This is a genomic window from Alphaproteobacteria bacterium (assembly GCA_039980135.1).
Classification (GTDB): Bacteria; Pseudomonadota; Alphaproteobacteria; order UBA6615; family UBA6615; genus UBA8079.
In genome coordinates, this window is record JBDXCV010000006.1 from 20,110 (window position 1) to 45,086 (window position 24,977).

General features: G+C 64.0%; 26 protein-coding genes. 11 read left to right on the forward strand and 15 right to left on the reverse strand.

The genetic code is table 11. The annotated features are described in order from the left end of the window. Nucleotides 1–158: 158 nt before the first annotated feature. The 3 genes from ABJ363_08310 to ABJ363_08320 are packed head-to-tail and all read left to right on the forward strand — an operon-like array spanning nucleotide 159 to nucleotide 2,736. Nucleotides 159–1,463, forward strand: coding sequence for an O-acetylhomoserine aminocarboxypropyltransferase (locus ABJ363_08310; protein MEP4378986.1), 1,305 nt, complete (start codon nucleotides 159–161; stop codon nucleotides 1,461–1,463). Between the two features lie 11 nt (nucleotides 1,464–1,474). Then, a complete protein-coding gene (locus tag ABJ363_08315; protein MEP4378987.1) occupies nucleotides 1,475–2,290 on the forward strand; it encodes an alpha/beta hydrolase in 816 nt (271 codons plus the stop codon). Beyond that, the gene (locus tag ABJ363_08320; protein MEP4378988.1) at nucleotides 2,287–2,736 is read left to right on the forward strand and encodes a thioesterase family protein; all 450 of its coding nucleotides are present in this window, start codon (nucleotides 2,287–2,289) and stop codon (nucleotides 2,734–2,736) included. Before ABJ363_08315 ends, ABJ363_08320 begins: the two co-directional genes overlap by 4 nt. Nucleotides 2,737–2,740: 4 nt before the next feature. Here the strand turns inward: ABJ363_08320 and ABJ363_08325 are convergent, their stop codons facing one another. Continuing rightward, nucleotides 2,741–3,892: a 6-phosphofructokinase gene (locus tag ABJ363_08325; protein ID MEP4378989.1), complete on the reverse strand. Its 1,152-nt coding sequence runs from the start codon at nucleotides 3,890–3,892 to the stop codon at nucleotides 2,741–2,743. Between the two features lie 174 nt (nucleotides 3,893–4,066). After that, on the reverse strand, nucleotides 4,067–4,786 hold the full coding sequence (locus ABJ363_08330) for a response regulator transcription factor (protein ID MEP4378990.1): 720 nt from the start codon (nucleotides 4,784–4,786) through the stop codon (nucleotides 4,067–4,069). A 550-nt stretch (nucleotides 4,787–5,336) separates the two neighbouring features. On the opposite strand from ABJ363_08330, the gene ABJ363_08335 reads away from it, so the two are divergent. Both ABJ363_08335 and ABJ363_08340 read left to right on the forward strand, forming a co-directional pair. Further along, nucleotides 5,337–5,969 (forward strand): transglutaminase-like cysteine peptidase, encoded by a 633-nt coding sequence (locus tag ABJ363_08335; GenBank protein MEP4378991.1) that lies wholly within the window; start codon nucleotides 5,337–5,339, stop codon nucleotides 5,967–5,969. Nucleotides 5,970–6,004: 35 nt separating this feature from the next. Beyond that, nucleotides 6,005–6,460: a response regulator gene (locus ABJ363_08340; GenBank protein MEP4378992.1), complete on the forward strand. Its 456-nt coding sequence runs from the start codon at nucleotides 6,005–6,007 to the stop codon at nucleotides 6,458–6,460. Between the two features lie 27 nt (nucleotides 6,461–6,487). Here ABJ363_08340 and ABJ363_08345 read toward each other — a convergent pair whose 3' ends face one another. From ABJ363_08345 to rpmE, 3 genes are all read right to left on the reverse strand, one after another. After that, nucleotides 6,488–7,633: a cobalamin-independent methionine synthase II family protein gene (locus ABJ363_08345; protein ID MEP4378993.1), complete on the reverse strand. Its 1,146-nt coding sequence runs from the start codon at nucleotides 7,631–7,633 to the stop codon at nucleotides 6,488–6,490. A 125-nt stretch (nucleotides 7,634–7,758) separates the two neighbouring features. Further along, nucleotides 7,759–8,223, reverse strand: coding sequence for an Hsp20 family protein (locus ABJ363_08350; GenBank protein MEP4378994.1), 465 nt, complete (start codon nucleotides 8,221–8,223; stop codon nucleotides 7,759–7,761). Nucleotides 8,224–8,454: 231 nt separating this feature from the next. Then, nucleotides 8,455–8,676, reverse strand: a complete 222-nt coding sequence (rpmE, locus tag ABJ363_08355; protein MEP4378995.1) for a 50S ribosomal protein L31 — start codon at nucleotides 8,674–8,676, stop codon at nucleotides 8,455–8,457. A 151-nt stretch (nucleotides 8,677–8,827) separates the two neighbouring features. Here rpmE and ABJ363_08360 point away from each other — a divergent pair, with 151 nt between their 5' ends. Then, a complete protein-coding gene (locus tag ABJ363_08360) occupies nucleotides 8,828–10,657 on the forward strand; it encodes an ABC transporter transmembrane domain-containing protein (GenBank protein ID MEP4378996.1) in 1,830 nt (609 codons plus the stop codon). An 18-nt stretch (nucleotides 10,658–10,675) separates the two neighbouring features. On the opposite strand, the gene ABJ363_08365 is transcribed toward ABJ363_08360, so the two are convergent. The 8 genes from ABJ363_08365 to ABJ363_08400 all read right to left on the reverse strand — a co-directional run bounded on the left by ABJ363_08365 (nucleotide 10,676) and on the right by ABJ363_08400 (nucleotide 18,052). Then, entirely contained in the window at nucleotides 10,676–11,842 is a 1,167-nt protein-coding gene (locus ABJ363_08365) for a peptidoglycan -binding protein (GenBank protein ID MEP4378997.1), read from the reverse strand. 12 nt (nucleotides 11,843–11,854) lie between these two features. Then, nucleotides 11,855–12,994 carry a flagellar motor protein MotA gene (locus tag ABJ363_08370; protein MEP4378998.1) on the reverse strand — a complete coding sequence of 380 codons (1,140 nt, stop codon included), beginning with the start codon at nucleotides 12,992–12,994 and terminating at the stop codon, nucleotides 11,855–11,857. A 148-nt stretch (nucleotides 12,995–13,142) separates the two neighbouring features. Next, entirely contained in the window at nucleotides 13,143–14,084 is a 942-nt protein-coding gene (locus tag ABJ363_08375; GenBank protein ID MEP4378999.1) for an OmpA family protein, read from the reverse strand. 104 nt (nucleotides 14,085–14,188) lie between these two features. Further along, nucleotides 14,189–15,007 carry an inositol monophosphatase family protein gene (locus tag ABJ363_08380; protein MEP4379000.1) on the reverse strand — a complete coding sequence of 273 codons (819 nt, stop codon included), beginning with the start codon at nucleotides 15,005–15,007 and terminating at the stop codon, nucleotides 14,189–14,191. Between the two features lie 57 nt (nucleotides 15,008–15,064). Continuing rightward, the gene (gene efp, locus ABJ363_08385; protein MEP4379001.1) at nucleotides 15,065–15,634 is read right to left on the reverse strand and encodes an elongation factor P; all 570 of its coding nucleotides are present in this window, start codon (nucleotides 15,632–15,634) and stop codon (nucleotides 15,065–15,067) included. Nucleotides 15,635–15,779: 145 nt separating this feature from the next. After that, nucleotides 15,780–16,403 (reverse strand): thiamine phosphate synthase, encoded by a 624-nt coding sequence (gene thiE / locus ABJ363_08390; GenBank protein MEP4379002.1) that lies wholly within the window; start codon nucleotides 16,401–16,403, stop codon nucleotides 15,780–15,782. A gap of 71 nt (nucleotides 16,404–16,474) precedes the next feature. Next, on the reverse strand, nucleotides 16,475–17,395 hold the full coding sequence (locus ABJ363_08395; protein MEP4379003.1) for a class I fructose-bisphosphate aldolase: 921 nt from the start codon (nucleotides 17,393–17,395) through the stop codon (nucleotides 16,475–16,477). Between the two features lie 78 nt (nucleotides 17,396–17,473). Continuing rightward, nucleotides 17,474–18,052, reverse strand: coding sequence for a hypothetical protein (locus ABJ363_08400; protein ID MEP4379004.1), 579 nt, complete (start codon nucleotides 18,050–18,052; stop codon nucleotides 17,474–17,476). Between the two features lie 68 nt (nucleotides 18,053–18,120). On the opposite strand from ABJ363_08400, the gene ABJ363_08405 reads away from it, so the two are divergent. After that, nucleotides 18,121–19,014, forward strand: coding sequence for a LysR substrate-binding domain-containing protein (locus ABJ363_08405; protein ID MEP4379005.1), 894 nt, complete (start codon nucleotides 18,121–18,123; stop codon nucleotides 19,012–19,014). Between the two features lie 243 nt (nucleotides 19,015–19,257). Here ABJ363_08405 and gap read toward each other — a convergent pair whose 3' ends face one another. Continuing rightward, entirely contained in the window at nucleotides 19,258–20,283 is a 1,026-nt protein-coding gene (gene gap, locus ABJ363_08410) for a type I glyceraldehyde-3-phosphate dehydrogenase (protein MEP4379006.1), read from the reverse strand. 62 nt (nucleotides 20,284–20,345) lie between these two features. Further along, a complete protein-coding gene (tkt, locus tag ABJ363_08415; protein ID MEP4379007.1) occupies nucleotides 20,346–22,358 on the reverse strand; it encodes a transketolase in 2,013 nt (670 codons plus the stop codon). Between the two features lie 212 nt (nucleotides 22,359–22,570). Between tkt and ABJ363_08420 the strand changes: the two genes are divergently transcribed. From ABJ363_08420 to ABJ363_08435, 4 genes are all read left to right on the forward strand, one after another. Then, nucleotides 22,571–22,813: a DUF4164 family protein gene (locus ABJ363_08420; GenBank protein MEP4379008.1), complete on the forward strand. Its 243-nt coding sequence runs from the start codon at nucleotides 22,571–22,573 to the stop codon at nucleotides 22,811–22,813. 12 nt (nucleotides 22,814–22,825) lie between these two features. Then, entirely contained in the window at nucleotides 22,826–23,167 is a 342-nt protein-coding gene (zapA, locus tag ABJ363_08425) for a cell division protein ZapA (GenBank protein MEP4379009.1), read from the forward strand. A 347-nt stretch (nucleotides 23,168–23,514) separates the two neighbouring features. After that, nucleotides 23,515–24,075, forward strand: a complete 561-nt coding sequence (locus ABJ363_08430) for a 5-formyltetrahydrofolate cyclo-ligase (protein ID MEP4379010.1) — start codon at nucleotides 23,515–23,517, stop codon at nucleotides 24,073–24,075. Between the two features lie 33 nt (nucleotides 24,076–24,108). Then, nucleotides 24,109–24,948: a TIGR00282 family metallophosphoesterase gene (locus ABJ363_08435; protein MEP4379011.1), complete on the forward strand. Its 840-nt coding sequence runs from the start codon at nucleotides 24,109–24,111 to the stop codon at nucleotides 24,946–24,948. Nucleotides 24,949–24,977: the final 29 nt, after the last annotated feature.

A 24,977-nucleotide genomic window follows, 5' to 3' on the forward strand; every position in this document is an offset into this window, starting at 1 on the left:
CCCAGATCCTCTTTTTTGCCTCCCTGTTTGACTTCGAGCCGCTTCGGATCCCCCTTCCGAAGCGGTTTTCTTTTGTCGCGTGTACCCGTGCCGGTTCAAGCCCGCGCCTCGTTGGGATAAGTTCCGCGGCGAGTTCCTATCGCTGCCGGACAAGACCCATGATCGATCCCAAGCATCTGAAATTCGCGACGCTGAGCCTGCATGCGGGTCAGCATCCCGACCCGGTGACCGGCGCGCGCGCCGCACCGATCTATCAGTCGACCTCCTACGTGTTCCCCGATGTCGAATATGCCGCGAGCCTGTTCAACCTCGAACGGGCCGGGCACATCTATTCGCGGATTTCGAACCCCACGGTGGCGGTGTTCGAGGAGCGCATGGCCGCGCTCGAGGGCGGGGTCGGTGCGATCGCGACGGCCAGCGGACAGGCGGCCATGAGCCTCGCGGTGATGACCCTGATGGGGGCGGGCGGGCACATCGTTGCCTCGCGAAACATCTATGGCGGCACCCACAACCTGTTCGTGCACACATTGCCGCGGTTCGGGATTACCACGACATTCGTCGATCCGCGTGATCCGGAGGCCTTCAGGTCCGCCATCCGCGACGAGACGCGTCTGGTCTTCGCCGAGACGATCGGCAATCCGGGTCTTGAGGTGCTGGATATCTCTGCCGTGTCGGCGGTGGCGCACGCCGCCGGCCTGCCTCTGCTGGTGGACGCCACATTCTCGACCCCCGCATTGCTCTACCCGTTCGAGCACGGGGCCGACCTGATCATGCATTCGGCGACCAAGTGGATCGGCGGGCACGGCGTCGCGATCGGCGGCGTGCTGATCGACGGCGGCAGATTCGACTGGGAAAGCTCGGACAAGTTTCCGGGCATGACCGAGCCCTATGCGGGCTATCACGGGCTGGACTTCGCCGAGGAGTTCGGTCCGGCCGCCTTCATCATGCGCGCGCGCGCCGAGGGCTTGCGCGATTTCGGCGCCTGCATGGCCCCTCAGACGGCGTTCTACCTGTTGCAGGGGCTCGAGACCCTGCCGATCCGCATGGCGCGGCATGTGGCGAACGCGCTGGTGGTGGCGCAATTCCTCGAAGCCGCCGACGAGGTGGCCTGGGTGACCTATCCGGGGCTGGAGAGCCATCCAGACCATGTGTTGGCGCAGAAGCTCTTGCCTGACGGGGCGGGCGCCATCGTCACCTTCGGGGTCAAGCCCGGCATCGCCGGTCCGCGGCGCGCGGGTGCCAAATTCATCGAGGCGCTGGAGCTGTTCTCCCATCTGGCCAATGTGGGAGATGCGAAATCGCTGGTGATCCACCCGGCCAGCACGACCCATCAGCAGATGAGCGCGGAGGATCTGGCGGCGGCGGGGGTCGGCGAAGACATGGTGCGCCTGGCGATCGGCCTCGAGGATCCCGGTGACATCGTCGCGGACTTGAAGCAGGCGCTGCGCGCCTCGCAGAAATAGGGGCGACGGGCATGGATATGAATGTCGACGGTGAGACCGTCTTCGTCCACACCGGCGGGCGGGAATTCGACGCCGAAAAGCCGACGCTCGTGCTCGTTCATGGCGGCGGCAACGACCACAGCGCCTGGGGCCTGCAAACGCGTTACTTCGCCCATCACGGCTATAACGTGCTGGTCCCCGATCTGCCCGGGCACGGGCGCTCGGGCGGCGCGACGCCCTCATCGATTGAGGATTTCGCCGCCTGGCTCTGGCGGTTCGTGGATGCTGCGGGAACCGATGGAGACCGTGTCGAGACGGTGCATCTCGCCGGCCATTCGATGGGCTCGCTCATTGCGTTAGCGGCGGCGGCACAGATGCCGGTGCGGACGTCCTCGCTGATCCTGATCGGCCCGTCGGGCCATATGCAGGTGCATCCCGATCTGCTGACCGCCACGGCGGCCAACGATCCGGTGGCCTGGGAGATGATCACCGACTGGGGCTTCGGCAAGCCGGCGCACAAGGGCGGTCATCAGGCGCCGGGACTGTGGTTGCGCGGCGGTGGTCGGGCGCTGCTGGCCTCGTGCCCGGCGGATGTTCTCGGGAGCGATCTTGCGGCCTGTAACGACTGGACCGGGGCGCTGGAGGCTGCCGCGAAGGTTGCCTGCCCCACATTGTTCCTGATGGCTTCCGGCGACCGCATGACCCCGGTCGGGGCGTCGAAGGGGCTCCGTGCCGCAATCGAGGATGCGCGGTCGGAGATACTCCCCGACACGGGGCATATGATCATGGTCGAGCGGCCGAACGAGACGATCGACCTTATTTCTGGATTTCTGGACGATATACGATGAGCGACAAGAAAAACGAGCGCGACGAGCGGCGCGACAACTACCCCCATTTCCTGCAGATCCCGACCCGCTGGATGGACAATGACGTCTACGGCCACGTTAACAACGTGACCTACTATTCCTACTTCGACACGGCAGTGAACGAGTTCCTGATCCGCTTCACCGGGCTCGATTATCGCCAGAGCGCGCCGGTCGGGATGGTGGTCGAGACAGGCTGCCGTTTTCATAGCGAGATTGCCTTCCCCGATATCCTGGATGTGGGAGTGCGGGTGCGCCGGCTGGGCAACTCATCAGTGACCTACGAGATCGCGATCTTCAAGGCAGGCGCCGACACGCCTTCGGCGACCGGCCATTTCGTGCATGTGTATGTGCGGCCGGGTGAGATGAAGCCGATCCCGGTGCCCGACCAGGTCCGCGCCGGGCTGGCGCCGCTGCTGGTGGACGAATAGGCGCCTAGCGCCCGAACATGGGCATGCCCTCGAGCGCCGCGATGCGGGGCAGATAGCCCTCGGGATCGTACATGTTCGCGACGTCGACGCGGCGGTCGCCTTTGGTGGAAATATCCGCCGGTGCCGTGGTGTAGTGTCCGTCCTGCACCGCCATCATCAGGCCCGTCCGGCCCTCCTCGATACAGCGCACGGCCATGGTTGCGTAGTTGCGTGGCACAAGCTGATCCACCGCGTCGGGGGCGCCTGCGCGGAGCAGGTAGGCGAGTGACTGGACCATCACGCCCACACCGGTCGCCTGCTTGAGATGTTCGCCGACCAACTGGCCGATGCCGCCGAGTTTGCGGTGTCCATAGGCGTCGGGATCGCCGGATTCGAGTATGTCCTGACCGGCAACCTGTGCACCCTCGGAGACGACCACCACGGCGTAGTTGGAGGGGTTGGCGCGTCGGTCCTCGGTGAGGAACGCGGTGGCCCGGTCGAGGTCGAACGGCACCTCGGCGATCAGTGTGCGATCGGCGCCGGCGAGGTAGCCGGCCATCAGCGCCGTCTGCCCGCAATTGCGCCCGAACAGCTCGACCACGAGGAAGCGTTCGTGGCTGCCCACGGGCGTACGCAACCGGTCGATGAGTTCGACCGAGCGGGTCACACAGGTCGAATAGCCGATGCAATACTCGGTGCCGAATACGTCATTGTCCATGGTCTTGGGAATGCAGATGGTCGGCATGCCCGCGCCGTGGATGCGCGCGGCATAGGACAGGGTGTCGTCGCCGCCGATCGCGATCAGGACGTCGATGCCGAGCGCCGCGAACACCGACAGGACGTGATCCGTGCAGTCGATAATATCGTCAGGTGACTGCGCGGCGGTGCGCAGGAATTCGGGCAGATCCTTTGCGCGCATCTTCGAGGGCTGGGTACGCGACGTATGCAGCACGGTGCCGCCGGTGCGGTCGATGGCGTGCACGCCCTTGACCGACAGGGGCATGATGAATGCCTCCGAACCCTCCGGGTCGGCGGGATTGTAGTTCAGGGGGCCGGCCCAGCCGCGACGAAACCCCGTGACCCGCCAGCCGCGCCGGTCGGCCTCGTTGACGACGGTCTTGATGGCGGGATTGAGCCCCGGCACGTCGCCGCCGCCGGTCAGAATACCCAGATGCATTCCGTAACTCCTGTGGAATGGGTTTTAGCATCATCCAGGCGACGTTCTCGTCGGGCATCTCGATCACGTTTGCGCCGGGATGTGGTGACGGTCAGGATGCGCTGAACCCGGCCTGATGGCCACCCCGTCAGCCGCTTTTTTGGCGGCCGGCCGACCCGGTGAGAAGGCTCAGGCTCAGTCGAGGCCGAACTTGTAGGCTTCGCGGGCGGCTTCGGTCCGGTTGGAAACATCGAGCTTGCGGAATACGCTTGTGACATGGGTCTTGATCGTCGCTTCCTGCAAGCCCAGGTCGCGGGCGATTTCCTTATTAGACTTGCCTCGCGCGAGGAGACCGAGGACCGCGGTTTCCCGCTCCGAGAGGTCCGGGCCAGCACGGTTTTTGGATGCCGGTTCGCGCAACGCCGTGTCCGCGGGACGCGAACAGTCGGGCGTCAGCAGCACAGACGGAACATAACGTTCGCCGGACAGGACCAGACGCAGCGCATTGGTCAGGGACTGGCCGCCCATCGTTTTCGGGAAGTATCCGGCGGCCCCGTGATCGAGCGCACCCATGATATCGGCGTGGTCAATCGAGCCCGACAGTATGACCACCGGCGTTTCCGGATAGACGGCGTGCAGCTTGTCGAGCCCTTCCATGCGGTTCATGCCGGGCATATTGAGATCAAGGATGATCAGATCGATGCCTTCGTCATTGCTCAGGATGCCGGCCGCTTCGTCGAATGTCTCGGCCTCGATGATCTGGGTGTTCGGCTCGACGACCTGGATGTAGTTCTTCAGCCCATCACGAACCATGGCGTGATCGTCGGCAAGCAGTATCCGCAAATTTCGATCCTCCGGAAGGTTCTCTCGGCCGATGCTTCGGACCGAGGCTTCGCCTTCCATGCTCTTCAACATTGTTCGCGGCCATGATGGTTGATGTTCGACTTTCGGAGGATGGAACGGCGCATGTCCGGCGCACAGTGACGGTGGTCACACACAGGTCGGGTGCCGGGTGTCGTATGTCGCCGAGGCGGACCGGAATCGCCTGAATACGATGGTGCCATAAATTTTCTCCTCAGAAAAAATCCTTATAAGACAAATACATAGGACGAAATTTATAATCGGACCCAAATGGTTAACGAAAGGTTAACGAGGTTGGTAGCGCTGTGTGCGGTTGCAAAAAAATGGTGAGGCGCTTCATCCGATTGGCCAGAGCACCCGCCAAACGGGTGAGTGGGTCTCCTCCAACGGTCGTAGTAAAAACAAACAAAAAAATTAATAAATACTAATGGAACGATAACGATACCGATGCGGGAGCGAATTAATTTCCGCGTGTTCGTAGCCTTTTCTCCGTCGACAGGAGAAAGGCAGAGACATGGGCGGTATTCGAGCGTTCTTCCGACCTATTTGGGAAGAATATTCGTTCAGTCAGGCAATAATATCTATCCTGACTATTCTGTTTTTCTTGATTATATCGACGGGCAGCGTTGTTGCGGCCGGGAATGCGGCCGGGCGCACGGCCTTTGAAGGGAAGATCACCTCGATCAAGGCGGTTCACCTCGCCCGTGCCAAGCCACCCCAGAAACTCAACGATGTGATTGCCAGGCACACCGCTCAGGTGGCCGCGCGTGGTGCGAAGCTTGCGGGGGTCTCGAAGCCCGCTGTTGTCGTTGGTGATTGGCAGAAGTTGATCGCGCGGCTGAAGGGGCTGTCACGTCGAGACCGGGTGCTGGAGGTCGAACGTTACTTCGGGGCGTTCCGCTATGTGAGCGACATGAAAGGCTGGCGGAAGAAAGACTACTGGGCCAGTCCGTACGAGTTCATCGCGCGGCGCCAGGGCGACTGCGAGGACTTTGCCATCGCCCGCTACATGGCGCTGCGCGAGGCGGGTTTCGATGACAAGGACCTGAATCTGATGGGTGTTACCGACCGGCGCTCGCGGCTGTTCCACATGGTGCTCGCGGTGAACGTGGATGGCGAGGTTCTGGTGCTCGACAACCAGGCCAAGCACCCGGTCGCGACCCTTGATCTCAGACGCTACGAACCCGCCTACGCGATCAATCAGAACAACCGCTGGATCACCAGGCGTGCCGGCTGAAGCAAAACCATGAACAGACAAGAAGGAGAAGGAGAATGATGCCAACAGACGGAGAGCCCATGGCCCCCGATACGCGCCCCGCAGCACTCAAGCCGGCCGCCCGAACGATCCTCGTGGTCGATGACGATCCGATACAGCGGGCGTTGCTGGTACACGCCTTTTGGGACATTGACGCAGTATTTCACCAGGCCGGGGACGGCGAGGAGGCACTGTCAGTGATCATGTCCGAGCGCCCGGACCTCGTCATCATGGATGCCCGGATGCCAAACGTGAGCGGCCCCGAAGTGCTTGCGGCGCTGGTTCGCGCGGATCATCCGGCCAAGCTGGTCCTGACAAGCGGCAACGCGCCGGAATTCGGCTCGACGGCCGAAAGCCTGGAGAATGTGGTGGCGGTCATCAGCAAACCGGTTCACCTGAAACATTTGCGTGAGGTGGTGTTCCGGGCCCTCGATGTCGGCGACGCCGCCGAAGATGTCGGGGAACGGTGTTGACGGAGGCGTACCGCCCGAGAACCGGTGTCAGCCCCACAAACGTCCGGAGGCGATTTCCGAGCCCCGGACCAAGGACTTGAACTTCTCGACGGCGATGTCCGGGTCCACCTTGCCGATACCGGCGAAAGTCGCGAAGCCGCAATCGGCGCCCGCCATGACCCGTTCCCGGCCCACCAAATTGGCGTAATTGCAGATGCGGTCGGCGACGACGCCGGGATGCTCGATATAGTTGGTCACGCTGTCGATCACGCCCGGGATGATGATCTTGTCATCGGGAAGCTTCTTGTCCTCGAACACGCGCCATTCATGGGCGTGGCGCGGGTTGGAGGATTCGACCAGCATGCCCTGCGGTTTGGCCTTCATCACGACGTCAAAGATCGCCTCGAACGGAATATCGAGATGGTGGGGGCCTTCGTAATTGCCCCAGCAGATGTGCATGCGCACCCGGTCGGCGGGAATGTTCGCCAGGGCGGCGTTCAGCGCCTCGATCTGCATCTCGGCATGTTTCAGGAAGTCCGCGTCCGATAGTTCGCGATATTCGGTGTGGCGGCCCATGGCCAAGTCGGGACAATCGATCTGCAGAACGAAGCCGGCATTCGCGATCGCCTCATATTCCTCACGCATGACGCCCGAAAGCGCCTCGAGATAGGCGTCGTCGCTGGGGTAGAACTCGTTGTGCTGGAACACCGTGATGACGCCGGGCGAAGCTGCGTTCATGAAGAACTCGGTGGCGTCGCTGCCTTCACGGACGGCTGCGAGATTTTCCAGATCCTTGCGCATCGGTTCGCGGTCGCGGATGACGACCTCGCTGGTGCAGCAGGGACGGTTCAGGCGTCGTGTTTCGGCCATGCGGGCGAGCATCTTGCGGTAGCCGGGGAAACCCGAGAGGTCGTCGAAGCGTACCGACGGGCTGTCACCGGAAAACCCGTCCAGGCGCTGCTGGATATAGGTGGCGTAGCCGGTCTTGCTCATCTCCCCATCATTGATGACGTCGAGGCCCCATTCGCGCTGTGCGGCCACGATGTCGGCGACCGCGCGGGTCACGGTCGCATCGAATGATTTCGGGTCGTACGCCTCGCCGAACTCCACCTTGTAGAGGAGATCTTCGAGATCCTGGGGGCGGGGCAGGCTGCCCACATGGGTCGTCAGGATGCGGTCTTTACTGTGTTGCATGGGGACTCCCCGGAAATTTCTCGTGTCGGTTTTGAACTGACCGCATTGAGATGTTTATACACCGCCCGAATATGAAAAGGGCCCGCCGTTTCCGGCGGGCCCTCGTTCTGGAATGTCAGGCGGTGCTAGGCCGCCTTCTTCTCATGATCGAGCGTTTGCGGCGCATCGCCGGAGGCGATTTCGATCTTCCGCGGCTTCAGCGCCTCCGGCACCTCGCGATTGAGATCGATGACCAGCAAGCCGTTCACCAGATCGGCCTTGGTCACGTTCACATGCTCGGCGAGGTCGAACTGGCGCTCGAAGGCGCGCGTGGCAATACCGCGATGGAGGAACGTCTCCCCATCATCGGTTTTGCCCTGTTCGCCCTTCACGACCAGCGAGTTGTTGGTCTGGGTGATGTCGATATCGTCAATGCCGAAGCCTGCGATCGCCATCGTCACGCGGTATTTGTCGTCGGCCAATTTTTCGATGTTGTAGGGCGGATAGGTCGGCGCTTCGCTGTTGAAGGCCGAATCCAGCATTTGTCCGACCCGGTCGAAACCGACCGAAGAACGGAACAATGGGGTCAAATCGAGATTGTAGGTACGCATTTCACTTGTCCTCCTTAAAGAGCAACTGTGACGTCGGCGCTCCCGCAACAGGCCGGGAGGCGCCGGGTGGACGCGGTCCGGAACCCGAATTCGGCATTCCCCGCGATAATCTCGATATAGGTGGAGGTTTTCCCCGTTCAAGGGGTTGAATACGCGGTTTCCGATCCCGCAATCAAAACGGGCGCTGCAACTGCAACGCCCGGGAAACGCTCGATTTTTCTGGGGTCTGGCTCAGCCGAGGCCCAGGCCTTCGTAGCGCTTGTTGAATTTTGCGACCTGGCCGCCCGTGTCGACGAGGCGGTGCTGCCCGGTCCATGCCGGGTGGGTCTTGGGATCGATGTCCAGACGCAGCGTGTCGCCCGGCTCGCCATAGGTCGAGCGGGTCTTGAATTCGCTGCCGTCGGTCATGACGACCGTAATCTCGTGATACTCGGGATGAATGTCTTTTTTCATCGCATGCTCTCTGGGCTTTGAAGGCGGTGGTTATAACCAAGCCGGCGCCTGACCGCAAGAGGCGACGCGACGCACCGGCAATGGCGGATTCGCCGCGCACGAAGGCGTTTCTTGGCGGGGTTTGCCGGGCCTGCTAAACCCTGTCCCCAAGATGGCACTGCAACCCCGATCGAAGCGCGCGTCTGCCGGCTCCGAAGAGACCGAGACCCAGCCGCCGAAACGCAGCCTGCGCGAACTTCGCCGGCTCGGCGGTTTCCTGCGCCCCTACCGTCTGGCGATCGTCGGGGCCGTTCTTGCCCTGACGATCGCCGCCGGCACGGTGCTGGTGATCGGCCAGGGTCTGCGCCGGCTCGTCGATGAGGGATTCGCCGCGGGCAATATCGGGTTGCTGGACGATGCATTGGTCGCGCTTCTGGTCGTCGTGGTGCTGCTCGCCGGAGCGACCTATTCGCGATTCTTCCTGGTGTCTTGGATCGGTGAGCGGGTGATGGCCGACCTGCGCAAGGCGGTGTTCGAACACACATTGCGCCTCGACCCGGCCTTCTATGAGACCATGCGGATCGGTGAGGTGATGTCTCGCCTCACCGCCGACACGACGTTGATCCAGGCCGTCGTCGGCACCTCGGCGTCGATGGCGTTGCGCAATGTGTTGCTGGCCTTCGGGGGGCTCGTGATGCTGGGAATCACCAGCCCGCGGCTCACCCTGCTGGTGCTGGTCGTCGTGCCGCTCGTGCTGGTGCCCATCCTCGTCTTCGGCCGTCAGGTGCGCCGGCTCAGCCGCGAGAGCCTCGACCGGCTGGCCGATGTCAGCGCCTATGTCGATGAATCGATCTCGAACATCCGTACGGTCCAGGCCTTCGGCCACGAAGACCTCGACCGGGTGCGTTTCGCCGAGCGGGTGGAAGAAACGTTTGCGACCTCGGTCCGGCGCATACGCGCCCGCGCGCTGCTGACCGCCATCGTCATCCTGCTCATCTTCGGCGCCATCGGGATCATCCTGTGGATCGGCGGCCGCGACGTCATCTCCGGACGGTTGAGCGCGGGCGACCTGTCGGCATTTGTTTTCTATGCGGTGATCGTCGCCACCTCGGTTGGCGCGATCTCGGAGGTGATCGGCGAGTTGCAACGCGCCGCCGGGGCGACCGAACGGCTGTTCGAACTGATGGAGGTCACACCGGCGATTGTCGCGCCCGCAGATCCGAAATCCCTGCCCGACCGGGCCATGGCGCGGGTCACAATGGACGGGGTGACGTTCAGATACCCCTCGCGTCCCGAACATCCCGCCTTGGCGGCGTTCTCTCTCGATGTGGCACCGGGCGAAACGGTGGCGCTGGTGGGACCGTCGGGCGCGGGCAAGACCACAGTCTTCCAGCTGCTCCTGCGTTTCTACGATCCGAACGAAGGGCGCTTGAGTTTCGACGGGATAGACCTGCGTGACCTGGCGCCCGGGGAATTGCGCCGGCATGTCGGCCTGGTGCCCCAGGAGCCGGTGATTTTCTCGGCCGATGCCTGGGAGAACATTCGTTACGGGCGTCCGGACGCGAACGATGACGAGGTGCGCGCCGCCGCGGATGCGGCCTCGGCCCTGGCATTCATCGAGGCGTTGCCCGACGGCTTCGACACGTTTCTGGGCGAGAAAGGCGTGCGCCTATCGGGCGGTCAGCGGCAGCGCGTGGCCATTGCACGGGCCATATTGCGCGACCCGGAACTGTTGCTCCTCGATGAGGCAACCAGCGCACTCGACGCCGAATCCGAACGCGCGGTGCAGTCCGCGATGACCGGGCTGATGCGCGACCGCACGACGCTTGTGATCGCCCACCGTCTGGCGACGGTCATCGCCGCCGACCGGATCGTGGTGATCGACGAGGGCCGGGTTGTCGCCGAAGGTACCCATCAGGAACTGATCGGTCAGGGCGGACTCTATGCTCGCCTTGCCGAACTCCAGTTTGATGTTGAAGGATCGAGCGCCGCCGCCCAGTAACGCGTCCGGGCCGCAGGCTCAGCGCTGGTCGAGTTTGAACTCGATCCGCCGGTTGCGCCGATAGGAATTCTCGTCCTGGCCGCCGTCGATCGGCTGGAACTGGCCGAACCCGGCCGCCACGAGATTCTCCGGCGGGATGCCTGACCGGACAAGGAACTTGACGACCGAGATGGCGCGCGCCGAGGCGAGCTCCCAGTTGGACGGGAACCGCGCCGTGCTGATCGGGCGTTCGTCGGTATGGCCGTCGACCCGCAAGATCCAGCTGATGTCGTCGGGTATTTCCCCGGCAATCTCAACCAGGGTCTGGGCCAACTGCTGGAGTTGTCCTTCACCTTCGGGGTTCAGGATGGCCTCGCCGGACTCGAACAACACCTCGGATTGAAAGACGAACCGGTCGCCCTCGATGCGGATATCTGCCCGATTGCCCAGAACTTCGCGTAGGCGGCCGAAGAACTCGGACCGATAACGCGCGAGCTCCTGGACCTTGGTCGCGAGCGCCGCATTCAGCCGCGCGCCCAGGTTGACGATCTGGGCTTCCTGCGCCTTGTTTTTTGCTTCCGATGCTTCCAGCGCTTCGTTGAGTGCCGCCAGCTGGCTGCGCAGCGCGGCAAGCTGCAGGTTGAGCAGCGCCACCTGGTCCTGTGCCTCGCGTGATATCTCGCGCTGCTCGAGGAATGAGGTCTCGGCGGTTTCGGCCCGCTCCGTGAGCTCGGCCAGTCGGGCTTCGCGGGTCGCGATATCGGCTTCGAGCCGGGCCAGATCGCGGCCTTGTGCGTCGATCTTCTGCTGGTCGGCGTCCACCTGCGCGCGCAGGGCTGCCAGTTGGTCGGCGTTTTCCTGGCGGGCCGATTTGAGGAGGCTTTCCATGAAGGACAGGCGGTTGGTCAGCGAGTCACGATCGGAAATCGAATTCTGCAGCTGGGCCGAAAGCTGCGAGATGGACAGTCGCAATTCAGTGTTGGCGGAACGCTCGAGATCGAGCATACGGGCCAGCTCGTCGACCTGCCGGTTCAGCTTCGTCAACGCATCGTCGCGTCCCGACAAGGCATCCGACAGGAAGAACTGCGCGAGCGCGAACACCATGATCAGGAACACCACCACAACCAGCAGCGCGGCGAGTGCATCGACAAAACCCGGCCAATAATTGATGGCCGAGTGACGCCGTCGCGAGGAAGAGCCGGCCACCGGGAATTCCGCTTAGCGACCGTCGTCTTCGGCAAGCGCGGCAATGGTGCGTGCCAGAAGTCGAATCTCGGAGCGGATTTCCTGAACGATCTGGTTCCGCCCGCTCACCTGGTCTTCGAGCATGCGCGCCATGTAGCCATCGATGTTCCGGATGTGATTCCGTGTCGCTTCATCGAAATCGTCGCTGTGACGCGGCTCGGCCAGCCGCTGCAGAACCGGGCGCAACTCGGCCTGATTTTCCGCCAGCCGGACCATCAGCTCCTGCTCGGTGCGCATCTGGTCAGTCATCGTCGACAATCGTTCGGTCAGCATCTGCAGGCTTTGATCGCCATGGCTGCGCGAGGACTCGGCCTGGGCGACCGTGCGCTGCAGGTTGTCGAGGGAGTCTGCCGTGGTTTCGAGCAAGGCCTGGATATAGGCCGGGACCGAATCGCCGTCGCCGCCGCTCAACGTGCCGGCGCTCGACACGCGCGTCGCGCTGCTCAGCCAGTCCTCCAGATCGTTGTAGAACCGGTTCTGTGCCGCGCTGGCCTGCAGGTCGAGAAAGCCGAGGAGCAGGGAGCCCGCCAAACCGAAGAGGGATGAACTGAAGGCCGTTCCCATGCCCGACAGCGGCGCTTCGAGTCCGCTTTTCAGGTCGGTGAATATCTGGGTCGAATCGCCGCCGCCGACCTGCAGGCCGGAGATGACCGCAGCAACCGACCCGACCGTCTGGAGAAGCCCCCAGAATGTGCCGAGAAGACCGAGGAAGATCAGGAGCCCGATCATGTAGCGCGAGATGTCGCGCGATTCATCGAGCCGTGCGCTGATCCCGTCCAGGATCGACCGCAGGGATGTCGTGTTCAGGCGCAAATGGCCCTGGCGATCCCCGATCATGGCGGCCATCGGCGCCAGCAGATGCGGCGGGTCGGCGACCGATCCCCCCGGCTGCTGGCTGCGGTAGGTCTCGATCCAGCGGACCTCGATATTGAGCATCAGGACCTGGCGAAACACGAACAGCAAGCCGAACAGGAGAACCAGAATGATGATGCCGTTGATCGCCGGGTTGGCGAGGAATGCGCTGATCAACTGTTGATGCAGCGCGCCGGCGGCGGCAACGGCGAGCGCCAGGAAGATACCCATGCGGGTGAGGTAGGTGCGCGGGTTGGTCATGGCTTTTCTACCCGGTTGCGCAAACGGCTGATTCTGTTCGCCCGATCATGAGAATCTCCCGATAGGGCGCCGCGAGACGATGTGCACTGTCATTCCAGGACGGTGCCGAATCTATGTGACGACTTTAGGGCGACGGCGGCGAGTCCGGCTATCGCCGAACGATGACGGCATCGACCCGGTCGGCCGGTCCACCTTCCGCCTTGACGCCGAGCGCGCGGACATCCATGCGGGTACTGCGCACGCCCTGGTCGATCAGGTGCGAGCGGACCTTGAGGGCGCGCGAAAGAGACAGACGACGCGCGTCGGGCGCCGTTTCATCCGTGCCGGCGGCATAGGCCTGCAGCTGGACCCGGATGTCGGCATCGGCCTTGAGCTGTGATGCGAGTCCATTCAGTTCGGCCTTGGCCGCGTCGGTCAGGGTGGCCGACCCCGCGTCGAAGACAATTCGGGTCTCGCCATCGGTCGCGGAAGCGCTCGGCCGGGACGCGGTCTGGGTCGGTGCGGGCGGCGGCGGCGGGGATTCGGCGGAGGCCGTGGCGGTTGGTGCCGGCGGCGGTGGTGGCGCTGTGACCGTGGGAGCCGCCGGGACCTGGGGCGCGGGCGGCGTCGCCGCGGCGGGGGCCGGTGCGGGCGCGGGTTTCGGTGCCGGTGGGCTTGCCGGTGCTGCGGTAACCGGTGCCGGCGCCTGAACGACGGGTGGTTTTGGCGCCGCGGCGGGCGCCGGCGCCACAACCGGGGCGGCGGATGCCGTCCGGTTTGTCGGCAGGGATGTGCGGCTGGTCGGTGGCGTGAGTGTCAGGCTGCGATTGACGAGCGGGCCTTCGAGACGCGAGACCGGCTTTTGTGCCGGGGGAAACTGTCCGAACCCGCCGCCGGCGCGCGGCGCAAACTGGCCGCCGGCGCCCGTCGGGAGCCGCCCGCCGCCGCCGTCGAGCACGCTGAGGTCTATGACCACCCCGCTACTGCCCTGAAACCGCTGTTGAGCTTCGGCGGGCGCCGTTGCGATCAGTCCGCCCGCGACACTTGCGACCGAAGCGATCATCGCACTGCGGATGGCCTTCTTGGCCGCACTCGTTTGTTGCCGTGTCATATCGCCCAGCCCGTTATTTGCCCAAATGGACCGCATCGGCCCTATTGCGGTTGCGAACATACCGTAACGTTGACGAAATCGACAACCGCTTCTGAATCAGGCGTTTAACTGGCCTTTGCGCTGGCTGTCGGCCCGGGGTCTGCCTCGCGCAGGCATTTGCGCAGCTTTTCCTGGATCTTGTCGTTGCCGGCGACCACTTCGCCGGTCTTCAACGCGTTGTCGCGGCCGGCGATATCGCTGACGAACCCGCCGGCTTCACGCACAATCAGGATGCCAGCGGCGATATCCCAGATCTTGAGATCGAACTCCCAGAAACCGTCGAAACGGCCGGCCGCGAGATAGGCCAGGTCGAGCGCCGCAGAGCCGTAGCGGCGGATGCCGGCGACTTCGCCCATGACCGCTTTCAGGGTCTCGAGATAGCGCGCATGGTCGCCATGCCCGAGGAACGGCATGCCGGTCGCAATCAGGCTTTCCGACATATGCTGCCGTGCGGACACGCGCAGGCGCGTGTCATTGAGGAATGCGCCGGTACCGCGTTCGGCCCAGAAGAGCTCATCGTTCAGCGGGTTGTAGACGATGCCTGCAACGATCTGGCCGCGCTCCTCGAGCGCAATGGAGACCGCGAACTGCGGCAGGCCGTGCAGGAAATTCGTGGTCCCGTCGAGCGGGTCGACGATCCAGCGATGGATGCCGTCGCCCTCGGCCTGGGTGCCGCCTTCCTCGCCGATGAACCCGAAGTCGGGGCGCGCACGCATCAACTCGTAACGCACCGTCTCCTCGGCGCGCCGGTCGGCGGCGGTGACGAAATCAGCGGCCCCCTTGCGTGACACCTGGAGCTGCTCGACTTCGCCGAAGTCGCGCGACAGGTCGCGCCCGGCACGGCGAGCGGCCTTGTCCATGACATTGATAATAGCTGGGCGCATGGATAGCTCTATCCGCGAGAGGTGAACGGGAACGGCGTGGGATACGGCGTCAACAGCCTAGTCCCGAGCCCGTTCGACATAGGTGGCATCCGCCGTGTTGACCACCACCGACGTGCCTGCTTCGACATGGGGCGGCACCTGAATCCGGACTCCGTTCTCAAGGGTCGCGGGCTTGTAGGACGATGTGGCCGTCTGGCCCTTGACCACCGGGTCGGCCTCGACGATCTCCAGGGTCACCCGTTCGGGAAGCGCGACGCCGATCGGCTCTTCCTCATAGGACTCGATCTGCACGACCATGCCGTCCTGCAGGAAGCGTGATTGATCCGGCTCGATGATGTTTTCGTCGAGCGTGACCTGCTCGAAGTTTTCCTGATCCATGAATGTATGGGACGTGCCGTCGCTGAACAGGAACTGATATTCCTTCTGGTCGAGGCGCACCCGCTCGACGGTTTCTGCAGAGCGAAAACGCTCGTTGAGCTTGGTGCCGTCGCGAATATCCTTGAGTTCGACCTGCAGGAACGCGCCGCCCTTGCCGGGTTTGACGTGCTGGGTTTTCACCGCGCGCCAGAGGCGGTCCTGATGCTCGATCACGTTGCCGGGTCGAATTTCGTTGCCATCGATCTTCATGGTCGTCGCCTGTGAAATAAGGCCTTTGAAATAGGGCCTGTGAAACGGGGCCTGTGGCGTTGCGCTGTCGCGCGACGCCCGCAAACCGGGTGTACGGCGCGGTCTCTAGCAGGTGCGGGCGACCTTTTCCAGCCCGGCCGGTCGGTTAGGAACAGGCCGCGTTGAAAGCGCGCACCGCGGCCCCCGGGCCGTCCGGGTGCGCCCAGACCCCGGCCGACACGGCGAGGAAATCCGCGCCGGCCTCGACAATGGGCGCGCAATTGCCGGCGGTGATGCCGCCGATGGCGACGCACGGCACCTCGGTGATGTCCGACCACCAGGTCAGGACATCCCTGCCGGCGCGGCTCTTGGGGGTTTTGGTCCCGGTGTCGAAGAAGGCGCCGAACGCGACATAGTCCGCGCCGGCCTCGGCCGCCTCGAGCGCGAGGTGCCGGGAATCATGACAGGTCACGCCGACGATGGCGTCGTCCCCCAGAATGCGTCTTGCATCCGCATAGGAGGCGTCCTCCTGGCCGACATGGACGCCGTCACAGCCAAGTTCGGCGGCAAGATCCGGCCGGTCGTTCAAGATGAACGCGACATCATGCTCTTGGGTCACGGGAAGCAGGCGCGCGACCGCGCGGCGGATTTCGTCGTCCGGCACCGGCGTCTCGTCGGCCCCTTTGAGGCGGAGCTGCAGGCAGGCGACATCGCCGGCGGCGAGCGCCGTGTCCAGCGCGCCGGCGAACGCCGTCAGCTTGTCAGCCGAGAGGTCGGCGGGGCTGACCAGATAGAGCCGGCAACGCGGGTCGGCGTCGCCCTCTCCGGTCCGGTCCGCGGGCCCGTCTGGATCGGGGGTGCTCAGAACTTGCCCTGATAAATCTTGATGACGTTGGAGAGCAATTCGAGCGCGTCCTCGCGGGACCGCTGGAAGCTGTTGCGCCCGATGATCGAACCGTTTGCACCGCCATCGCGGAGCTGCCGGATTTCCTCATACACCGCATCCGTGCCCTTGGCCGCACCGCCGGAGAAGACGACAAGGCGCCGTCCACCGAAGGACGATTCCATGACATGCGCGATGCGCGAAGAGAGGCTCGAGATATCGATCTTCTCGGCGTCGTAGACCTTCTGCGCATCCGGGCTTTCGATGAAGTCGGTCGGCGGCTTGACCTTGATGATATTGGCGCCGAGTTGGGCGGCCATGTGGGCGGCATATGCGCAGACGTCGATGGCCGTCTCGCCATCTTTGGAAATATCGCCGCCGCGCGGATAGGACCAGATAACCACGGCCAGGCCGACGGATTTCGCCTCGAGGGTAATTTCGCGGATCTCCTCGATCATTTCGAACTGATGTTCGGAGCCCGGATAGACCGTGAAACCGACGGCCGAGCAGCCAATGCGCAATGCATCTTCGACCGAGCCGGTGATCGCCTGATCCTTGGACACGGCGTGGGAGTTGGCCGAGTTGACCTTCAGGATCAACGGCACCGAGCCGGCGAAGCTGTCGGCGGCCGCCTCGAGCTGCCCCAGGGGTGCAGCATAGGCGTTGAGGCCGGCGTCGATTGCGAGTTGGGGGAAGTAATGCGGGTCGTAGGCGGGCGGGTTCGGCGCAAAACTACGGGCCGGCCCGTGCTCCCAGCCCTGATCCACCGGAAGGATCACCATCTTGCCGGTGCCGGCAAGCTTGCCCGTCATCAGAATGCGGGCGAGGTTCGTTTTGGTGCCGGGGTTGTCGCTCTCATACCAGGAGAGAATTTTTCGGACGCGCTGCGTGACTTTCATGTCGCTGTTTCCCGTTGTCGGAGCCGGTCCATCACGCCGCGCAGCCAGGTCACGGGCAGGACTTTGAACATCAGTGAATTAGCCGAGGGCGCCCGGATTTGCAACGCCGTCCGGGTTGTTCGAGAGATAGAGTTCGCATTCTCGCTGTGGATTGTTTGCGCCGGCCAGATCGAGCGCGCCGGTACGATCGACCCGCACGATGCGGGCATCGTAACCGGCGGCGATCTGCGCCACGCGTGACCAGACCGGCTCGTCGGCGTCCAGCGCAATCGTCCCGACTCCCTCGCGCAGCGCGGCGAGCGCCAAGCCGGGTTCGTCGCCGCAATCGAGAATCCATTCGGCCGCCTGATCGGGGATGACGTCGCGGGCCTGCGCAACCAGTTCGCGCCACCATCCCGCGCCGGCCGAACGCACCGCACCGGCGGCGCTGAGGAAGATGACCGCGCGGTCTTGGCTCTGGGCTGCGGTCAACGCGGCCAGCGCATGGCCGAACTCGTGAATCACGATCCGGGCGGGGGCGTTTCTGGAATATTCTTCGGCCATCGGCCGGCGGTCTCCGTCGCTTGCGTGGCTGTTCATGATTTCTGTGCTGCGCACCCAGAGAAATGCCGCAGCGTTGCCGGAATATTTGTCGTCGGAGCGCATTGTCGCGGACATCAATACTGGTTACAAGAATTGTGCCGTACTGGAATATATGGGTGAACGAAATGGACACGCTGACATCAATGGACCTATTTGTTAAAGCCGTCGAATCTGGCAGCTTCTCGGCCACGGCCCGGTCGATGAACCTGACCCCGTCTGCCGTGAGCAAGCAGATATCCCGGCTCGAAGACCGACTCGGGGCCCGGCTGTTCAACCGGACCACCCGCCAGCTGGCGCCGACCGAAGAGGGCCGCGCCTATTATGAGCGCTGCCAGCAGATCCTGGCCGATATCGTTGAAGCCGAGGCGGCGGTCACGGAGCTGAACACCGAGCCGCGCGGCGCGCTGCGGGTCAACATGCCGGTGGTGTTCGGGCGCCGGCACATCGTCCCGATCATCGGTGAGTTCCTCGACAGTCACCCGTTTGTCTCGATGGAACTGTCGATGTCGGACCAGTTCGTCGATCCCATCGCCGAGGGTGCGGACATGCTGATCCGGGTTGGCGAGCTCAAGGATTCGAGCCTGATTGCGCGGAAGCTGGCTGAGGCACGTCGCGTCGTCGCGGCAACGCCGGGCTATTGGAAGAAGACCAGTATACCCAAGAAACCGGAAGACCTGCGGGCCCACAATTGTCTGTCATATTCCTACCTGTCGAGCGGGAACACCTGGCGCATGACCGACGCGAAGGGCAAGGAGCATGTGATCCAGGCGACAGGCAATCTCGCGTCGAACAACGGCGAGGCCCTGCTCGAGGCTGCCGTCGAAGGGCTGGGCGTGGTCAATCTGCCGACATGGATGGTGGGGCCGGATCTGGAATCCGGGCGTCTGGTCGAGGTGCTGGAGGAATATGCCCAGCCCGAGCCGTCGGTGCATGTCATCTATCCGCCGGGCCGGCACCTGTCGGCCAAGGTGCGCGCGTTCGTCGATTTCTTGGCCGGACATTTCAAGGAGCGTCCGCTTGGCTCCACCGAGAAGTAGCAATACGGACATGTCGTTGGAAAAAGAACGGCCCGGGCAGAGCCCGGGCCGAGGAAAGATCGTTTCAGGGAGGAATCGATCGGAATATCGCGCCAGCGTAGCGACAATATAGAACCTGCTTTCCCTGGAATAAATAGATGCAAAAAGAAACCCACATGTTCCTATATGGAACATGTGGGTTTCTTGAATCCCGGAATCATGGCCGCCACCGATCGTGACGGGAAACAGTCCGAAACAAGACGATCAGACGAGACGCCCCATTTGGACCGCCGTGTCGCTCATGCGGTTAGAGAAGCCCCATTCATTGTCGTACCAGCTCAGGATGCGGACCATGCGGCCGTCCGTAACTTGCGTCTGGGTCAGGTCGAACACCGAGCTCGCCGGATCGTGGTTGAAGTCCGACGACACGAGCGGCGCACTATTAACTGTGAGGATGCCCTTCATGGGGCCCTTCTCGGCGGCCCTGGTCATGGCCGCGTTCACCGCCTCGACGGTGGTGGCCTTCTTGGCCTCGATCACGAGATCGACCATGGAGACGTTGGCGGTCGGCACGCGTACGGCGGTGCCGTCGAGCTTGCCCGCCAGTTCGGGCAGCACGAGACCGACCGCGCGGGCGGCACCCGTGGAGGTCGGGATGATGGACATCGCCGCCGCGCGGGCCCGGTGCAGATCCTTGTGCATGGTGTCATGTACCGGCTGATCGCCGGTATAGGCGTGCACGGTAGTCATGAAGCCATGTTTGATGCCGACGGTCTTGTCGAGGACGGCCGCGACGGGTGACAGGCAGTTGGTGGTGCAGGACGCGTTGGAGACGACCGTGTGAGACTTGCGCAGCTTCTTGTCGTTGACGCCCTGGACGATCGTCAGGTCGGCGTTCGTCGCCGGGGCCGAAATCAGCACCTTCTTGGCGCCGGCCTGAATGTGGGCGCCGGCGGATTCTTTCGACGTAAAGATGCCGGTGCATTCGAGCACCACGTCGATGCCCAGATCACCCCAGGGCAGATCGGCCGGATTGCGCTCGGCGAACACCTTGACCGAGCGGCCGATGGTCGATTTGGCGCCGAGATTGATCGACGACTTGCCGGCCTTCACGGTGCCGGGGAAACGGCCGTGGATCGAATCATACTGCAGCAGGTGCGCGTTGGTATCGACCGGACCCAGATCGTTAATCGCCACGAAGGTGATGTCCTTGCGGCCCGATTCATATGCCGCCCGCATCACCAGGCGTCCAATGCGCCCGAACCCGTTGATTGCTACCCGAACTGCCATCGTCTTCTCCTTGTTACTCGCAAACTAGATTGTTCTGAAACCGGCGCTTGTCCACCCCAAGGTCAGGACTTCGCCGCCTTGACGCGGTCGGCGACGGCGGCCGCGGTTATGCCGAAATGCTCGTAGACCTCGGGCGCGGGGGCCGACGCGCCGAAGCTGCGCATGCCCACCACATCGGCCTCGGCCACGCCGTAGCGCGACCAGCCGAAGGTGACGCCCGCCTCGACCGCGACGCGCAGATTGTCGCCACCATCGTCGCCGAGTGTTTCGGCACGGTAGCCCGCGTCCTGCGCGTCGAACAATTCCCAGCATGGCATCGACACGACCGCCGTGGGGATGCCGTCGGCCTGCAGCGCGTCGCGCGCCGCGAGCGCGATCTCGACCTCCGAGCCGCTCGCCAGGATCGTCGCCGCGCGGTCGCCGTCGGCCGGCGCGAGGACATAGCCGCCGCGCGCGCAGAGATTCTCGTCGGTGTGATCATGCCGCACGGTCGGCAGCCCCTGGCGGGTCAGCGCAAGGACGGACGGCGTGGTCGTGCTCTGCAGCGACAGCGTCCAGCATTCGGCGGTCTCGACGGCGTCGGCCGGCCGGTAGACGTTGACGTTGGGCATGGCGCGCAGGCTCGCGACATGTTCGATCGGCTGATGGGTGGGGCCGTCTTCGCCCAGCCCGATCGAGTCATGGGTCATCACATAGATCACCCGCAGACCCATCAGCGCCGACAGGCGGATCGACGGGCGGCAGTAATCGGTGAAGGTCAGGAAGGTGCCCGAATAGGGAATGAAGCCGCCATGCAGCGCCATCCCGTTCATCGCGGCAGCCATGCCATGCTCGCGCACGCCGTAATAGATGTAACGCCCGTCGAAGGCGCCGGCCTGGACCGGGTCCATGCAGGCGGTCTTGGTGTTGTTCGAGCCGGTCAGGTCGGCCGAGCCGCCGATCATGGTCTCGACCATCGGCGTGATGACCTCGAGCGCTTCCTGGCTGGATTTGCGCGTCGCCCATTTCGGTGCGTCGGCCGAGAGTTGCTTCTTGTACGCGTTGACCGTGGCCATGAATTCATCGGGCAGGGCCCCCGCAACAGCATCATCGAATGCCTGGCGGCGCTCGGCCGGAAGCGCATTGTGGCGCTCGGCCCATGCGGCGCGTTCGGCCTTGCCGCGCGCGCCGGCGGCACGCCAATCGGCGAGGATGTCGTCGGGGATTTCAAACGGGGCGTGGCTCCAGCCGAGCTGGGCGCGGGTAGCGGCGATCTCCTCGTCGCCGAGCGGCGCACCATGGGTCGCGGACGTGCCCTGCTTGTTGGGCGAGCCATAGCCGATGATCGTGCGGCACGCGATCAAGGACGGCCGGTCGCTGGCCTTGGCGGTGGTCAGTGCCGCGTCGATTGCCTTGGGGTCATGTCCGTCGATGCGCGCGACGTCCCAGCCGCAGGCGGCGAACCGGCCCAGCTGATCGTCGGAGACGGAAAGGTCGGTGCCGCCGTCGATGGAGATGTCGTTGTCGTCGAACAGCACGATCAGGCGCGACAGCCTGAGATGGCCGGCCAGCGAAATGGCTTCGTGGCTGATGCCTTCCATCAGACAACCGTCCCCGGCGAAGACATAGGTGTGATGGTCCACGATGTCGTCGCCGTAGCGGGCATTCATCATGCGTTCGGCGAGCGCCATCCCGACGGCATTGGCGATGCCCTGGCCGAGGGGGCCGGTGGTCGTCTCCACACCCGCGGCATGTCCGTATTCGGGATGGCCCGGCGTGCGGCTGCCGAGCTGGCGGAAATTCCGGATCTCGTCGAGCGTCATATCCGGCGAGCCCGTGAGATAGAGCAGCGAATAGAGCAACATCGACGCGTGGCCGTTCGACAGGATGAACCGGTCGCGATCCGGCCAGTCGGGGTTGGCGGCGTCGAATTTGAGGTGACGGGTGTAGAGCACGGTCGCCATGTCGGCCATGCCCATCGGGGCGCCGGGGTGACCGGAATTGGCGGCCTGCACCGCGTCCATCGACAGGGCGCGGATGGCATTGGCCAGTTGCGCGTGTGCGCTTTTGGCGGAATGGGATGCGGCGTTGGTCATATTTTCAGGCGCCTTCGGACACGGCGGAATGATGGGGATGGCGGCAAATGCCGCGCGGGGTCACGCGGCGGCAACATGCCGTTCCCCCCGCGGGCCGTCAACGCCTACTTCTGGGGGTTTTCCACCGCGGATTTACAGGGGTTTGAAGACCCCCCTCCTGTTGACCGTGCGACTCGTGCCCGCGTACGATGCGCGCGGCTGGAGACAGGGTCATGTCAAAACTCAATGAAGCAAATGATCGCCTCGACGCGGCACTGGCGCGGCTTGAAGCCGCCGTCACGAAGCGTCGCGAGGCCGACGGGCGGGCCGCGGGTGCGGCGGCTGACAACACGCGCCTGCAGGATGAGCTCACAAAATTGCGTGCGGATTTCGTGACCCTGCAGGAAACGTCGGGCACGGTTTCGAACCGCCTTGACGATGCCATCGGTCGTTTGCGAAACATGCTCGCGCAGTAGCTGGGATACGAAGTGGCGCAGGTCGAGATCAAGATTAACGGACGGGACTACCGCATTGCTTGCGAGGACGGTCAGGAATCGCATCTTTCGAATCTGGCGAAATATCTCGACGGCAAGGTGAACGAACTGGTCGAGGAAGTCGGCCAGATCGGCGATACCAGTCTGATGGTGATGGCCGGCCTGTTGATCACCGACGAGTTGTCCGACACGCGCGACGAACTTGAAGAGGCGCGCAACGAGACGGCGCGGGAGACCCAGTCCGCCATCGACACGACCGAAGAGCGCGTGGCCGCGCAGGTCGAAGCGCTGTCCGAGCGGATCGAAAAACTCGCCGCCGTTCTGGCCGACGATTGACGGGCGGGCGGCAGATATCCGCCGCGCGGATTCGGGGATGGGCGCGGTGGTGGTTGCAGACCGGCCAGCGCGAGCCTAGTTTCATAACCGGACGGTCTGCTGGGTGTCGCGTCAGGCGGCAATTAGTCCCGGAGACCTTACTAATCCACTAGGGAGCTGTCCCTGCCGGGATCGAGGTCTCGGTACTTACGGCGCCCACCTGCTTTTAGCAGGTCTCGGTGGACTTCCCGTTCGTCGACCCTCACCTGGCGCCGTCCACTTCCACCTTTTCCGTTGCCACCCAGCTTTTTTGAAAGGCCCCTCCGATCAACGATTCGACCGGCGATACCGATGCGCGCAAGGCCGAGATACGCACCGCGGCGCGCGCCGTGCGCGATGCGCTGGCCTCGGGCCTGGGCGCCGCTGCCGCCACCGGTGTTGCGGCGCGGTTCATGTCGTCGCCGCTGCCCGGGCCGGCGGTGGGCTCGGTCGTGGCCGGCTACATGCCGATGCGCAGCGAGATCGACCCGCGGTTGCTGATGGACCGGCTCGCCGCCGCCGGGTCGGTACTGTGTCTGCCTGACGTCGTGGCCGAGGACACGCCGCTGGAATTCCGGCGCTGGACGCCCGACGACCCGCTGGACAGCGGGCGCTTCGGAATCGCCGTGCCGTCGCCGGCCGCCGACGTGCTGGTGCCAGACCTGGTGCTGGTGCCGATGCTGGCCTTCGATCGCCAGGGGCACCGGATGGGATATGGCGGCGGCTATTATGATCGGACCATTGCCCGTTTGCGCCATGCGGGGGATGTTCTGGCAGTCGGACTTGCCTTTTCGGGCCAAGTCCGTGACGACTTACCCGTCGGGCCGTATGACATGCGTCTCGACTGGATTGTCACCGAATCCGCTGCGCTGCCCGTCACCGACCTTTAGAAAATGCCCGTTACGGGCCTGTAGGAACTTGCGATGAAAATACTATTTTGCGGCGACCTTGTGGGACGCGCAGGCCGCGATGTGGTCCTGGAGCATTTGCCCGCCCTGCGCGCCGAGATGGGGCTGGATTTTGTCGTCGTGAATGCCGAGAACGCGGCGCATGGTTTCGGCCTGACGCAGAAAATCTGCGAGGATCTGTTCGAGGCGGGCGCGGATGCCATCACGACCGGCAATCATGCCTGGGACCAGCGCGAAATCATTCCGTTCATCGACGCCGACCATCGCGTTCTGCGCCCGCTGAACTACACCGCCGGCACGCCGGGGCGCGGCGCGTCCGTGATCAAGGCCCGCGACGGCCGTTCGGTGCTCGTCGTCAATGTGATGTGCCGCTTGTTCATGGAGTTACTCGACGATCCTTTTGTGGCGGTGGATGCAGTCTTGAAGAATCATCCCGTCGGTGGCGCGGTCGATGCCGTTCTCATCGATGTGCATGGCGAGGCGACGTCCGAAAAGATGGCGCTCGGGCATGTCTGCGACGGCCGGGCGAGCCTGGTCGTGGGCACCCACACACATATTCCCACCGCAGATGCACAGGTCCTGCCGGGCGGCACGGCCTACCAGTCGGATGCGGGCATGTGCGGGGACTATGATTCGGTCATCGGCATGAAGAAGGAAACCGCGATCGCCAAGTTCCGGACGAAGATCGTGACCGAGCGCCTTTCGCCGGCGCGTGGGCCCGCCAGCCTGTGCGGGGTTTATGTCGAGACCGACGATGCGACAGGGCTGGCGGCCCGGGTCGCGCCGGTGGTTCTGGGCGGCCGGCTGCATCCGGCCTGGCCGACGTTCCTGCCGCCGCGCGCCGCGACGGCCTGATGGCGGTCGCGGATCGGGGCATCGCGGCG